General features: G+C 73.3%; 15 protein-coding genes. 8 read left to right on the plus strand and 7 right to left on the minus strand.

Features of this window, described 5'->3' with window-relative positions; translation table 11 throughout:
* Nucleotides 1-115: 115 nt before the first annotated feature.
* A complete protein-coding gene (locus tag DKT69_RS13860) occupies nt 116-937 on the minus strand; it encodes an inositol monophosphatase family protein (RefSeq protein WP_109801979.1) in 822 nt (273 codons plus the stop codon).
* Nucleotides 938-1224: 287 nt separating this feature from the next.
* Between DKT69_RS13860 and DKT69_RS13865 the strand changes: the two genes are divergently transcribed.
* Together DKT69_RS13865 and DKT69_RS13870 are read left to right on the plus strand one after the other, a co-directional pair.
* Entirely contained in the window at nt 1225-2835 is a 1611-nt protein-coding gene (locus DKT69_RS13865) for an RNA polymerase sigma factor (RefSeq protein WP_109801980.1), read from the plus strand.
* A 246-nt stretch (nt 2836-3081) separates the two neighbouring features.
* A complete protein-coding gene (locus DKT69_RS13870; RefSeq protein WP_036374862.1) occupies nt 3082-3315 on the plus strand; it encodes a DUF7455 domain-containing protein in 234 nt (77 codons plus the stop codon).
* A gap of 142 nt (nt 3316-3457) precedes the next feature.
* Here DKT69_RS13870 and DKT69_RS13875 read toward each other — a convergent pair whose 3' ends face one another.
* From DKT69_RS13875 to DKT69_RS13885, 3 genes are all read right to left on the minus strand, one after another.
* Nucleotides 3458-5191 carry a DEAD/DEAH box helicase gene (locus tag DKT69_RS13875; protein ID WP_109801981.1) on the minus strand — a complete coding sequence of 578 codons (1734 nt, stop codon included), beginning with the start codon at nt 5189-5191 and terminating at the stop codon, nt 3458-3460.
* 189 nt (nt 5192-5380) lie between these two features.
* Nucleotides 5381-6031, minus strand: coding sequence for a trimeric intracellular cation channel family protein (locus tag DKT69_RS13880; RefSeq protein WP_109801982.1), 651 nt, complete (start codon nt 6029-6031; stop codon nt 5381-5383).
* A 40-nt stretch (nt 6032-6071) separates the two neighbouring features.
* The gene (locus DKT69_RS13885; RefSeq protein ID WP_088946800.1) at nt 6072-6290 is read right to left on the minus strand and encodes a DUF3039 domain-containing protein; all 219 of its coding nucleotides are present in this window, start codon (nt 6288-6290) and stop codon (nt 6072-6074) included.
* A gap of 89 nt (nt 6291-6379) precedes the next feature.
* On the opposite strand from DKT69_RS13885, the gene DKT69_RS13890 reads away from it, so the two are divergent.
* The gene (locus DKT69_RS13890) at nt 6380-7312 is read left to right on the plus strand and encodes a pseudouridine-5'-phosphate glycosidase (protein WP_109801983.1); all 933 of its coding nucleotides are present in this window, start codon (nt 6380-6382) and stop codon (nt 7310-7312) included.
* Nucleotides 7309-8217: a carbohydrate kinase family protein gene (locus DKT69_RS13895; protein WP_109801984.1), complete on the plus strand. Its 909-nt coding sequence runs from the start codon at nt 7309-7311 to the stop codon at nt 8215-8217. Before DKT69_RS13890 ends, DKT69_RS13895 begins: the two co-directional genes overlap by 4 nt.
* 100 nt (nt 8218-8317) lie before the next feature.
* Here DKT69_RS13895 and DKT69_RS13900 read toward each other — a convergent pair whose 3' ends face one another.
* Complete coding sequence (locus tag DKT69_RS13900) at nt 8318-8674, minus strand: DUF3099 domain-containing protein (RefSeq protein WP_109801985.1); 357 nt, start codon at nt 8672-8674, stop codon at nt 8318-8320.
* Nucleotides 8675-8783: 109 nt separating this feature from the next.
* On the opposite strand from DKT69_RS13900, the gene DKT69_RS13905 reads away from it, so the two are divergent.
* A complete protein-coding gene (locus DKT69_RS13905) occupies nt 8784-9071 on the plus strand; it encodes a hypothetical protein (RefSeq protein ID WP_236647889.1) in 288 nt (95 codons plus the stop codon).
* A 13-nt stretch (nt 9072-9084) separates the two neighbouring features.
* Complete coding sequence (locus DKT69_RS13910) at nt 9085-9396, plus strand: hypothetical protein (protein WP_109801987.1); 312 nt, start codon at nt 9085-9087, stop codon at nt 9394-9396.
* 39 nt (nt 9397-9435) lie between these two features.
* Here DKT69_RS13910 and DKT69_RS13915 read toward each other — a convergent pair whose 3' ends face one another.
* A complete protein-coding gene (locus DKT69_RS13915) occupies nt 9436-10635 on the minus strand; it encodes a low temperature requirement protein A (protein ID WP_109801988.1) in 1200 nt (399 codons plus the stop codon).
* A gap of 57 nt (nt 10636-10692) precedes the next feature.
* Nucleotides 10693-11274, minus strand: coding sequence for an HhH-GPD-type base excision DNA repair protein (locus DKT69_RS13920; RefSeq protein WP_109801989.1), 582 nt, complete (start codon nt 11272-11274; stop codon nt 10693-10695).
* Between the two features lie 236 nt (nt 11275-11510).
* Here DKT69_RS13920 and DKT69_RS13925 point away from each other — a divergent pair, with 236 nt between their 5' ends.
* Nucleotides 11511-12980, plus strand: a complete 1470-nt coding sequence (locus DKT69_RS13925; protein ID WP_109801991.1) for a DUF7782 domain-containing protein — start codon at nt 11511-11513, stop codon at nt 12978-12980.
* Entirely contained in the window at nt 12980-13402 is a 423-nt protein-coding gene (dtd, locus tag DKT69_RS13930; protein ID WP_109801990.1) for a D-aminoacyl-tRNA deacylase, read from the plus strand. The genes DKT69_RS13925 and dtd overlap by 1 nt, the downstream gene beginning before the upstream one ends.
* Nucleotides 13403-13420: the final 18 nt, after the last annotated feature.

The following is a 13420-nucleotide window of genomic DNA, read 5'->3' on the forward strand; positions in this document are numbered from 1 at the left end:
ACTCCGGGTCGGCGACGTGGCACGACCGGACGGACCGGATGACCCTGGTCCCCGACGTGACGTGGATCATGGCCCGGTGGCCGCGACACGCCCGGGTGGAGGCGGATCGGGCCGGTCAGGGGCCGCCGGACGCGTCCAGGGCGGCCAGCCGGCTGTGCAGCGGCGCGAACAGCGCCGGCGGGGCGGCGATGACCAGGTCGGGGCCGGCGGGAAGGCCGTCCAACCCGGCCACCCGCAGTCCCGCCTCGGTGGCGACCAGCCCGCCGGCCGCCTGGTCCCAGGCGGCCAGCCCCTTCTCGTAGTAGGCGTCGACGCGACCCTCGGCGGCCAGGCAGAGGTCCAGCGCCGCCGCCCCCATCCGGCGGATGTCCCGGACGTGCGGGATCAGCTCGGCGACCACCCGGGCCTGGTGCGCCCGCCGGCCGGGGTCGTAACCGAATCCGGTGGCGACCAGCGCCTGGCCCAGGTCGGTCTCGGTGGAACAGCGCAGCCGCTCGCCGTCCCGCCAGGCGCCGCCGCCCGCGGTGGCGGTCCACTCCTCGCCGGTGGCCACGTTGCGGACCACGCCCACCACCACCTCCCCGGCCACCTCGGCGGCGAGGGAGACCGCGCAGTAGGGCAGCCCGTACAGGTAGTTCACGGTGCCGTCGATCGGGTCGACGATCCAGCGCACCCCGCCCGCCTCGACCGGCCCGGTGTCCCCGGCGCCGTACTCCTCCCCGAGGACCGCGTCGTCCGGGCGGAGCTTGCGCAGCGCGTCGAGCACCTGACGCTCCACGGCCCGGTCGGCGGCGGTCACCACGTCGGTGACCGTGCTCTTGGTCGCGGCGACCGAAACCCCCTCGGCCCGCATCCGGTGGGCGGTGGCGGCCGCGTCCCGGGCGACGTCGATCGCGATCTCCAGCAGTTCCTGCGTCGGCGGCGCCGAGCGGATCATGGTTCGTCCCCTTCCCGTACGACCGCGGATTCCCCGGCCGTGCGCGGGTATCATCCTTACAAAGTCCACATCTGCGCCCAATCGGCGGTCGGTATCGCCAGTACGCCGTGCGGCGCAGGATGATCGCGGCAGACGGCGTTACAATTCACCCTGCCCACGCGCCACGGACCGCCAGCGACCGGTCGGCCCGGGACACGGGGGTCCCTCAACGACATCGCCCGGCACGGCGTTCCGTGCTGCGCCGGACGACCCGGCCGTGCTCGCTCTTCGCCTCCGGAAGGTCATTCGTGACAGAACCCCGCCAGCCTGGCGCCGACGTTCGCTCGCTCACCGACACCCTGATCGCCCACGCGCAGAGCGCCGGCGGTCAGCTCACGTCGGCCCAGCTCGCGCGCACCGTCGAGTCCGCTGAGGTGACCCCGGCCCAGGCCAAGAAGATCCTGCGCGCGCTCTCCGAGGCGGGCGTGACGGTGGTCGTGGACGGCTCCGCCAGCACCCGCCGCCGGGTGGCCGCGGCCCGCTCCGCCACGCCGGCGTCCCGGGCCACCACCGCCAAGACCACCAAGAAGGCCGCCGCGCCCGCCCCGAAGCAGGCGCCGGCCGCCGACGAGGCCCCGGCCCCCGCCCCGCGGAAGGCGACCGCGCGCAAGGCCGCCGGCACCACCGCCGAGGTGGCCGCCAAGGCCGCCGCGCCGGCCAAGGCCACCAAGGCGACCCGGGCCACCAAGGCGACCGTGGCCGCGAAGAACGCCGCGGCGAAGCCGGCCAACGCCGGCGCCAAGGGTGAGGGCACCGAGGGCGAGATCGATCCGGAGGAGCTCGCCGCCGCGATCGAGGACGTGGTGGTCGAGGAGCCGGCCGAGCTGACCCAGGCCGCCGAGACCGACGCCGCCGCCTCCGCCACGGACAACGACTTCGAGTGGGACGACGAGGAGTCCGAGGCGCTGAAGCAGGCGCGCCGGGACGCCGAGCTGACCGCCTCCGCCGACTCCGTCCGGGCGTACCTCAAGCAGATCGGCAAGGTTCCGCTGCTCAACGCGGAGCAGGAGGTCGAGCTCGCCAAGCGGATCGAGGCCGGCCTCTACGCCGCCGAGCGGCTGCGCGCGGCCGAGGAGGGTGAGGAGAAGCTCACCCGCGAGATGCAGCGCGACCTGGGCTGGATCTCCCGCGACGGCGAGCGCGCCAAGAACCACCTGCTGGAGGCGAACCTGCGGCTGGTCGTCTCGCTGGCCAAGCGCTACACGGGTCGCGGCATGGCGTTCCTGGACCTGATCCAGGAGGGCAACCTCGGCCTGATCCGCGCGGTCGAGAAGTTCGACTACACCAAGGGCTACAAGTTCTCCACCTACGCCACCTGGTGGATCCGCCAGGCCATCACCCGCGCCATGGCCGACCAGGCCCGCACCATCCGCATCCCGGTGCACATGGTCGAGGTGATCAACAAGCTCGGCCGGATCCAGCGCGAGCTGCTCCAGGACCTGGGCCGCGAGCCCACCCCGGAGGAGCTGGCCAAGGAGATGGACATCACACCGGAGAAGGTGCTGGAGATCCAGCAGTACGCCCGGGAGCCCATCTCGCTCGACCAGACGATCGGCGACGAGGGCGACAGCCAGCTCGGCGACTTCATCGAGGACTCGGAGGCCGTAGTCGCGGTCGACGCGGTCTCGTTCTCGCTGCTGCAGGACCAGCTCCAGCAGGTGCTGCAGACGCTCTCCGAGCGTGAGGCGGGCGTGGTACGCCTGCGCTTCGGCCTGACCGACGGCCAGCCGCGTACCCTGGACGAGATCGGCCAGGTGTACGGCGTGACCCGGGAGCGCATCCGGCAGATCGAATCCAAGACGATGTCCAAGTTGCGGCACCCGTCGCGTTCCCAGGTGCTCCGCGACTACCTGGACTGACCCGACCCGTCAACTAGTCGTGTCGCTTTGATCACCAGCCGTACAACACTCGATGGTGATCGGTCGGTTGCCTGTTTGTGATCGTTGACGTGGCACCCTTGGTGCACGGCACACTGTCTCCACGCCAGGTGTGACCTCGGTCCCCCGCGGGCACACAGGGAAGGCAGGGCCCGACAAGGATGTTGCACGATAGGTGAGCAACGACCGAAGAGAGTGTTCATCGGTGACGACCAGAGGAGGAAGGCGATGACCCCGACCCTCACGCCGCCGCCCGAGACGGTGGCTCCCCCAGCCGCCGATGAACGGTGCGACCGCTGCAATGCTGCCGGCAAGCTCCGGATCACTCTGGCGGGTGGGAGCGAGCTGGTGTTCTGTGGGCACCACGCGAACAAGTACGCGGAGGATCTCGTGAAGATCACCGTGCGGTACGCGACGGACCCCGAGTTCAGCTGGCGTGGCGCCGATCTGATGGCGAACTGAAAACCGCAACCACGACATAGCCGGCCGGAGGCCCCCACGGGGAGCCTCCGGCCGGCTTTTTCGTGCGCTGTGCCCGTCCCGGCCGGAGCGGGACGACGGGTGCGAGCCGGTGCGGGCCGCCGGGCCGCCTGGGGCGGGTGGGTCAGAGGGTCTGGACGGTGGCGATGCGCTCTTCGAGCTGCTCGATGGTCGCCTGGGCGCTGGGCGGGCCGCCGCAGAGCCGGCGCAGCTCGGCGTGGATCTTGCCGTGCGGCTGGCCGGTCCGGTGGTGGCGGGCGGCCACCAGGGCGTTCAGCTGACGCCGCAGGGCCACCCGGCGCTGGGCGGCGCTCATGGGCGGCGGAGGCGCCGCGGGGCTCTCAGCGGCCGGCTCAGCGGCCCGGGTGGCCGCCCGGCGGCGCTGGGCGGCGAGCTGCTCGGCCTGCCGTTTGGTGAGCAGCAGCGAGACCTGGTCCGCGGTGAGCAGCCCCGGGAGGCCGAGGTATTCCTCCTCCTCGGGGGTGCCGGCCTGGGCCGCGGTGCCGAAGGACGCGCCGTCGAAGATCACCTGGTCCAGCTCGGCGGTGGCGGAGAGCGCCGCGAAGCGCTTCTCCAACTCACCGCTGGCCTGGTCGTCGCGCTGGGCGCGCTCCAGCAGGTCGTCGTCGAAGCCGTCCGGGTCCTTGGGCTTGCCGAGGACGTGGTCCCGCTCGGCCTCCATCTCGCTGGCCAGGCCGAGCAGGTGCGGCACGCTCGGCAGGAAGACCGAGGCGGTCTCGCCGGGGCGCCGGGCGCGGACGAAGCGGCCGATCGCCTGGGCGAAGTAGAGCGGCGTGCTGGCGCTGGTGGCGTAGACGCCGACGGCCAGCCGGGGGATGTCGACGCCCTCGGAGACCATCCGGACCGCGACCAGCCAGCGCTGCTCGGACGCCGCGAACGTCGCGATCCGCGCGGACGCGCCCTGGTCGTCGGAGAGCACCACCGCGGCCTTCTCGCCGGTAACCTGCTCGATCAGCTTGGCGTACGAGCGGGCGGTCTGCTGGTCGCTGGCGATGATCAGACCACCCGCGTCGGCCATCCCGGCGTTGCGCAGCACCGTCAGCCGGGCGTCGGCCGCGCGCAGCACCTGCGGCATCCAGTCCCCGGCCGGGTCCAGCGCGGTACGCCAGGCTTGCGCGACCAGGTCCTGGGTCATCGGCTCGCCCAGCCGGGCGGCGAGCTCCTCCCCCGCGTTGGTGCGCCACCGGGTCTCGCCGGAGTACGCCAGGAAGAGCACGGGCCGGACCACGCCGTCGCGCAGCGCGTCGGAGTAGCCGTAGACCGAGTCGGCGCGGGACCGCAGCAGCCCGTCCCCGCCCCGCTCGTAGCTGACGAACGGGATCGGGTTGTCGTCGGAGCGGAACGGCGTACCGGTGAGCATCAGCCGGCGTACCGCGGGCTCGAAGGCCGCCTTGACCCCGTCGCCCCAGGAACGGGAGTCGCCGGCGTGGTGGATCTCGTCGAGGATGACCAGGGTGCGCCGGGTCATGGTGCGCCGGCGATGCACCTGGGGGGCCATGCCGACCTGGGCGTAGGTGACGACCGCGCCGTGGAAGTCGGCGGCGGAGTGCAGGTCCGCGTTGCGAAACGCGGCGTCGAGCTGGATGCCGACCCGGGCGGCGGCGACGGCCCACTGGGTCTTCAGGTGCTCGGTCGGGGCGACCACGGTGACCGCCTCGACGGTGCCGTCGGCGAGCAGCTCGGCGGCGATCCGCAGGGCGAAGGTGGTCTTACCGGCGCCGGGGGTGGCGACCGCGGTGAAGTCCTCGGTCCGGCGACGCAGGTACTCCACCAGCGCCTTGCGTTGCCAGGCGCGCAGGGGCGGAAACGTCTCGAGCGCCGGCGTCCGGGCTGCCACGCGAAGGCTCCTCTCCGACCGCACCGAAGGGCGGACCCGGACCGAGGGCCACGGGTACCGCCGCCCATGAAAACGCCTCCGCGCAGAAGATGCCGCGAAGGCCGACTCAGCATAACCAGCGCGGCCGGTTCGGCCCAGGCGACGCCACGCTGGTCACATCCGCGACCCCCGCCACCGGGGCCCGCCGGCTCAGCCCTGCGGGCCGCGGGTGCCGGTGCGCGGCGGCCGCAGGGTGGGCACCGGGGCGGACCAGCGGCGGCGCAGCGAGATCAGGCGCAGCGCGAAGACGACGAGTGCCGCCCCGGTCAACGGCGCCGCCGTGGCGTGTCCGTACGTGGACAGCAGGGCCACCACGATCGAGCCGGCGAGCGCCGCGACCGCGTAGATCTCCCGGCGCAGCACCACCGGGATCTCCCCGGTGAGCAGGTCCCGGCCCAGCCCTCCGCCGATGGCGGTGAGCATGCCGATCATGCAGGCGCCGACCGCCGGCACGTGGACGTCGAGGGCCTTGAGCGTGCCGGTGACAGTGAACAGCCCGAGGCCGGCCGCGTCGAGCACCAGCACGGTGGTGCGCAGCCGGGCGAGCTGCGGGTGGAGCCGGAAGACGGCGGCGGCGGTGACCGCCGCGGTGACCGCGTACCGCCAGTCGGCGAAGGCCAACGGGGGCACCTCGTCGATCACCAGGTCACGAAAGATGCCGCCGCCAAGCGCGGCGACGACCCCGACGAAGACCACACCGAACAGGTCCAGCCGCTTGGCCACCGCCGCGTAGGCGCCCGAGGCGGCGAAGACCGCCACCCCGGTCAGGTCGGCGAAGAGCAGGGCGGTGGAGGTGGTCACCGCCGCAGGTTACGTGGGCGGCCGGGGCGATCGCCCGGGATCACTCGCGGTACGAGTCGTAGATCTCCTTGCATTTCGGGCAGACCGGCGAACCGGGCTTGGCCGCCTTGGTCACCGGAAACGTCTCGCCGCAGAGCGCCACGACGTAGGTGCCCATGACGGCACTCTCGGCGATCTTCTCCTTGCGCACGTAGTGGAACATCTCGGGACCGGTGTCGGCGTCCTTCAGTTCCGGACGCTCGAGAACCTCTGTGCTCACTGTCTACACCTCCAACCTTCCCAGTTTCGCAGGTCGTCGGGGACCGGTCCACCGCAGGCCGCCCGGAGGGCGACGGTACCGTAACGGAAGTGACCAACTTTCACATCGGTTTCGGCGCCGAGGTGGCCGACGCCCTGGCCGTCGGGCGTCCCGTCGTCGCCCTGGAGAGCACCATCGTCTCGCACGGCCTGCCCCGGCCGGACAACCTGCTGGTCGCCCGCCAGATCGAGCAGGCGGTCCGGGACGCCGGCGCGGTGCCGGCCACCATCGGCATGGTCGGCGGCGAGCTGGTGGTGGGCCTGGACGACGCGCAGCTGACCCGGCTCGCCACCGTCGACGGGGTGAGCAAGCTCTCCGTACGCGACCTGGCGGTGGCCGCCGCCACCGGCGCGGACGGCGCCACCACCGTGGCCGCGACCAGCGCGGTGGCCGCGGCCGCCGGGATCGGGGTCTTCGCCACCGGCGGCCTGGGCGGGGTGCACCGGGAGGCCGCGCAGACCTTCGACGAGTCGGCCGACCTGGTCACCCTGGCCCGTACGCCGATCGCGGTGGTCTGCGCGGGGGTGAAGTCGATCCTCGACGTGGGCGCCACGCTGGAACGGCTGGAGACGCTCGGCGTCGGCGTGGTGGGCTACCGCACCCGCCGCTTCCCCGGCTTCTACCTCACCGACGCCGGCTTCGACCTGGACTGGTCGGTGGACTCGCCGGAGCAGGTGGCCGACGTGCTGGTTGCGCGGGCGGCGCAGGGCGTGCACCAGGGCGGCCTGATCGTGGCCAACCCGCTCCCCGTCGACGAGCAGCTCGACCCGGAGCTGCACGACCGGACCCTCGCCGAGGGCCTGGCCATGCTGGCCCGCGACGCGGTGACCGGCAAGGCCGTGACGCCGTTCCTGCTGGCCCACTTCCACTCCGCCACCCGGGGCGCCAGCCTGGCGGTGAACGTGCGGATCATCCTGCGCAACGCCGACCTGGCCGCCCGGATCGCCGTCGCCGCCGCCCGTCGTTCCGCCGCCACGGCATGAGCCACCGGTCCCGCATCCTCGTCGTCGGCGACATCATCACCGACGTGGTGGCGGTGCTCTCCGGGCCGCTGGCGACCGGCTCGGACACGGCCGCCGAGATCCGCTTCAGCGGCGGCGGGCAGGCGGCCAACACGGCCGCCTGGATCGCCGCCCAGGGGGTGGGCGTGACGCTGGTCGGCGCGGTCGGCGACGACGAGGCGGGCCGCGACCGGGTGGCCGAGCTGACCGGGATCGGCGTCGACTGCGCGGTGGAGCGCCACGAGGGCTATCCGACCGGCACGGTGATCGTGCTGACCGCCGACGGCGAGCGGACGATGGTCAGCCAGCGCGGGGCGAACCTGCGGCTGAGCGCCGTGCACGTCGACCGGGCCCTGGCCGGGGCGCCCGACGTCGGGCACCTGCACCTGTCCGCGTACACCCTGCTGGACGCCGCGTCGCGCGGCGCGGGACTGCGGGCGTTGGCCGCCGCCCGCGAGCGCGGGCTCACCACCAGCGTCGACGCGGCCTCCGCGGCCTCCGCGGCGCCGCTGCGGCGGGTCGGCACGGCGGCCTTCCTGACCTGGGTACGCGACGTCGACCTGCTGCTGGTGAACACGGACGAGGCGACGGTGCTGACCGGCGGCCTGGACCCGGCGGCGCAGGCGCGGGCGCTGTCGGCGGCGGCCCGTCGGGTGGTGGTCAAGCGCGGGGCGGCCGGGGCGGTCTGGGTGGACCGGGAGGCCACGGTCAGCGTGGCGGCGGCCCGCCGGGTGGCGGTGGTGGACGTCACCGGCGCCGGCGACGCCTTCGCCGCCGGCCTGCTCACGGCCTGGCTCGCCGGCGCGGATCCCCGCGCCGCCCTCGACCGCGCAGCGGACCTCGGCGCCACCGCGGTAGCCACCGTGGGCGCCCGCCCCACCCCCTGACCCGCGCCTCACCCAGGCTCGCGGCGATCTTGCAGTTGGGGCCTTGACTCGGTCCGATTCGACCGGGTTCGCCCGGGCGCCAAGTGCAAGATCGCGGGGATCAGGGTTCGACGTCGATGATCTTGTGGGGGCGTTCCTCCGCGGTGAGGCTCATTGGGGGGGTCTCGTCGCGGTGGCGGGGGTGGAGCTTGTTGGCGAGGCGATGCTCTTCCTTCGGGGGGCGGTCGTTGGCCAGCAGCACCGCCAGCCAGGGGATGAGCACCATCCCGAGGCCGAGCAGCGGCAGCCACAGCCAGAGCAGGGGTGCCTTCACGCCGACCAGGACGGCACCGAGCACCAGGCACGCCACCCGGATGCCCATCATCAGCACGTACCGTTTCTGTCGGCTGGTGAGCTGGTCGTCCTGGCTGCGCGAGGCGTCGGTGATCAGAATCGGCTGGTACGCCTGACGCTTCACGACGGACCTCCTCGAGGAGATTACGCCCCATCCTGTCACCCGAAGCCCTTGATCAGCGAAAGTTCGACTCACCCCGGGTTGCGTGTTACGCACGTGGTACGCTCCGCCCGTGGGCAGCCGGTTCAGCTTCACCGACGAGGCGTTGGACAACCTGCGGGTCTACGACGTCAGGCCCGGGGAAGTCTGGGAGGCCCTGCACAGCACGCGCCGGGTCATCCGGCACCTCGGCGACGACGTCATGGTCGTCTACGCGGTGTCCCACCGCGGCCGACGACTCGCCGTGCTGCTCGCCGAGGCCGACGGCACCGACCACGACTGGGACGTCCTGTCCGCGCGCGAGCTGAGCGACATCGAGGCGAAGCGCTACGACGAGGCGGTACGGAGATCTCGCCGATGAGGAGGCGGTCACGATGGACCGGAACGAGGCGACCAAGCGTTTCCACGGCGGCGACGACGCGCTGGCCGAGCTGATCGACGAGAGCCAGCCGGCGGAGCTGCCCACCCCCGACACCGACGTGCCCATGGTCAGCCGCTCGGTGCGCCTCCCGCTGGAGACGTACGAGCGGGTCCGGGCGGCCGCCGAGGCCCGCGGCATCGGGGTGACCACCCTGATGCGACAGTGGATCGAAGCGGGCCTGGCCGAGCTGGACGACTCGGCGACCGTCTCCCTCGCCGACGTGCGCCGCGCGCTGGCCGCGCTCTCCCGCCCGACGGCGGCCTGACCGGTCGGCTGTCCCGCCCGACGGCCGGTCGACCGCCCGTCACAGCGGCGGGGCCGGCCGCTCCGGCGACCGGCCCCGGGCCCGCAGCGCGTCGACCACCGCCATCCCGGCCAGCACCCCCGTGGTCGCCGCGCCGACCGCCAGCGGAGGCAGCCGGACGACCAGGGGCAGCATCGCCACCAGGACGACGAGGCCGACCAGCCGGGACCGGGACACCCGGCCGAACACCTCGTACTCGAAACGCGTCCGGCCCAGCACGAAGAGCGCCGGACCGCCGACGATCACGGTGAGCCAGGCCGGGTCGGTGTGCCCGCCGGGATGGGCGATGACGATCTCGTAGCCGACCGCGGCGGCCACGATGCCGGCCACCATGACCAGGTGGGTATAGGTCGCCGACTCGGCGAGCCGGCCGGGTCGCGCCGACCCGGCCACCGCCTCCACCAGCACCGTGCCGGCGCGGTAGAAGTAGATCCGCCAGAGCAGCACGGTGCTCGAGAACGTGATGGCGAAGGCCACCCACTGGGCACCCGCGAACTCGCTCATGCTGAAGCCGAAGCCACTGATGATGATCATCTCGCCGAGCGCGATGATGATGAACTGCTGGTAGCGCTCGGCCAGGTGCTCTCCGGTGACCGTCCAAGAGGAGGCGGGCGATCGGCCCCGTCCGGGCAGCGGCCAGCCCAGCCGGGCGGCGACGTAGTCGATGATCAGCGCGGCCGTCCAGAGCACCCCGCGGGCGTCGTCGTGCACGACCGCTCCGACGATCCACGGCACCGCCGACGCCACCGCCCAGACGAGGACCCGGCCAGCGATGTGCCGCTCCCGGTGGTGCCGCATCACCACGGTGAGGAAGAGCGGACGGCCGACCTGGACGGCGACGTAGCCGAGCGCGAAGGAGAGGCCCCGGGTGTCGAACGCCTCCGGCAGCGACACGGCCATCACCATGCTGGCGAACATCGAGCCCGCCACGACCAGCTGAAGGGTCGGCTGCTCCGGGTTGTACCGGCTCGTCGTCCACGTGGTCTGCGACCAGACCATCCAGAGCGCGAGCAGGAGCAACAGCGTCTGTCCCGCCTCGGGCAGGAAGATCGTCCGCTCCACGGTCAGGTCGTTGACCAGCCGGTTCGACACCCGGGTGAGCGCGAAGACGAAGGCGACGTCGAAGAAGAGCTCCAGGAACGTCGCCCGTGGCGAGGTCTGCTCGCCACGGAGGAGCTGCTCCCCCCGTTTCTCCGCCATCCCCCGCCCGCCGTCGTCGCCTGAGCATCTCAACGACGGGGGCGGGCGGCAGTTGCGTCAGGCTTTCCCGGCCTTCGACTTCGCCTCGGCCTTGGCCGCCTGCTTGAACTCGCGGACCCGGCGCAGCGACTCCGGGTCGGTGACGTCGGCCACCGACCGGTACGCGTCCGCGTCGCCGTACCCGCCCGCGGCCTCCCGCCAGCCCTGCGGGGTCACCCCGTAGCGCTTGCCGAGCAGGGCCACGAAGATCTGCGCCTTCTGCTTGCCGAAGCCGGGCAGCTCAGTGACCCGACGCAGCAGCTCCCGGCCGTCGGTGACGTCCGCCCAGAGCCGGGCCGGGTCGCCGTCGTACCGGTCGACGAGGATCCGGCAGACCTCCTGCACCCGGGCCGCCATCGCCTTCGGGAACCGGTGCAGGGCCGGTGGCTGGGCGAAGAGCTCGACCAGGGCCTCCGGGGCGTACCCGGCCAGTTCGCGGGCGTCCGGCTCGTGACCGAGCCGCTGGGCCAGCACGTACGGCGAGGAGAATGCCTTCTCCATCGGCACCTGCTGGTCGAGCACCATGCCGAGGAGCAGCGCCAGCGGGCTGCGCTCCAGCAGCCGGTTGGCCTCCAGGTCGATGGGCAGCGAGAGCGTCATGTCCCCATCCTGCCGCCTCCGCGCGGCGCGGGCCGCGCCGACTCCCCGAGTCGGGACGGCAAACGCCCGACGGAACGGGCGTGGGGTCCGCTGGGCCGGCCGCGGGCGCGCCGTCAGTTGACGACGAAGAGCAGCCGACATCGTCTGACCGGCTACCGGGTGCGTCCGGGCGGGATGTCCCGGGTGCCGGCCGATCCGCGCCGGCCGCGAGGCAGGATGGCGACGTGGAACACGACATGCTGCTCTCCCCCGCCGGCGTCGAGGCGCTGCGAACCGCGCTGACCCGGGCGCACTTCACCTCGAACGGCATCGCCGGTCGGCTCGGCGCGCAGGCCACCGGCGGGGTGGCCCGCAACGACTTCCGGGCCGCGCTGCGCGCCACCGAGGACCGTGACCCGCTCGCCACCCTGATCCGGGTGTTCATCTGCGACCAGACCGAGCCGGACGCGGCGGTGGCCGCCGCGCTCGCGCCGCTGACCGTCTCCGAGGCGCTCGCCGGCGGGCTGGTCGAGCGGTACGGCGACGGCCTGCGCGCCGGCGTCGACCTGGAGCCGTACGGGGACGAGTGGTGGGTGCTCGCCGACGTGCCGGCCAGCGCCCGGCCCGGAAAGCCGCTGCACGCCGAGCACGTGCTGGGCATCGGCGGCGCCACCCAGACGCTGATCGGCGCGACCGTGCGCCGTCCGGTGGAGACCGCGCTGGACCTGGGCACCGGCTCCGGCGTGCAGGCCCTGCACCTGGCCACCCACGCCCGGCGGGTCACCGCGACCGACGTCTCCGAGCGGGCGCTGCGCTTCGCTGCCACCACCGCCGCGCTGAACGGCCAGGACTGGGAACTGCTCCGCGGCGATCTGGTCGCTCCGGTCGCCGGCCGCCGCTTCGACCTGGTAGTGAGCAATCCGCCGTTCGTGGTCGGCCCGGGCACCACCACCCACGTCTACCGGGACTCGGGCCGGGTCGGCGACGCGATCGGGGCCGAACTGGCCGCCGCGGCGCCGCACCTGCTCACCGACGGCGGCACCATGCAGTACCTGGCCAACTGGGTGCACGTCACCGGCGAGGAGTGGGACGAGCGGGTGGCCAGCTGGTTCGCCGGCACCGGGCTGGACGCCTGGGTGATCCAGCGCGAGGTGGCGGACCCGATGGCGTACGTCAACCTGTGGCTGACCGACGTCGGCGAGGCGGCCGACCCGCAGCGGATGGCGGCCTGGCTGGACTGGTTCGACGCGCACAAGGTGGAGGCGATCGGTTTCGGCATCGTCTCGCTGCGCCGCGCCGGCCACGACGAGCCAATCGTCCGGGTGGAGGACCTGCGCCAGCGGGTGGAGCCGCCGATGGGCGACCACATCGCCGCCTGGTTCGACCGCCAGGACTGGCTCCGGGTACGCGACACCGACGCGCTGCTCGCCGCGCGCTACCGGGCCGCCGAGGGGCTCCAGCTCCGGCAGGAGGCCACCATGGGCGACGAGGGCTGGGCGGTGGACCGGCAGGTGCTGGCCATGCCGCGCGGGCTGCGCTGGTCGGAGGAGATCGACCCGCTGGTCCTCGCCCTGGTCGGCGGCGCGGACGGAAGGCTGCCGCTGCGCGACCAGCTCGCCCTGCTCGCCGCCGCGCACGACGTCACCCCCGGGGAGCTGGCCGAGGCGGCCGGCCCGATCGTGGCGCACCTGGTGGAGCGGAGCATCATCGAGCCGGTGACCGACTGATGCGGGCGGTCGTCCAGACGGTGAGCCGGGCCAGCGTGACCGTCGACGGCGAGGTGGTCGGCGAGATCGCCGACGGTCTGCTGGTGCTGCTCGGGGTAACCCACGCCGACACCCCGCACCTCGCCGCCACGATGGCCCGCAAGATCCACGAGCTGCGCATCCTGGACGCGGAGCGCAGCGCCGCCGACACCGGCGCGCCGATCCTGGTGGTCAGCCAGTTCACCCTCTACGGCGACGCAAGAAAGGGCAGACGACCGAGCTGGACCGCGGCCGCCCCCGCAGAGGTCGCCGAACCCCTGGTGACGGCAGTGGTCGAGGCGCTCCGGGCTCGCGGCGCCAAGGTGGAGACCGGCCGCTTCCGCGCCCACATGCTGGTGGAGAGCGTCAACGTGGGCCCCCGCACCCTGCTCCTGGACCTCTGACACCCCACCCCCGCCTTC

The sequence above is a fragment of the Micromonospora sicca genome, assembly GCF_003172935.1.
Lineage (GTDB): Bacteria > Actinomycetota > Actinomycetes > Mycobacteriales > Micromonosporaceae > Micromonospora > Micromonospora sicca.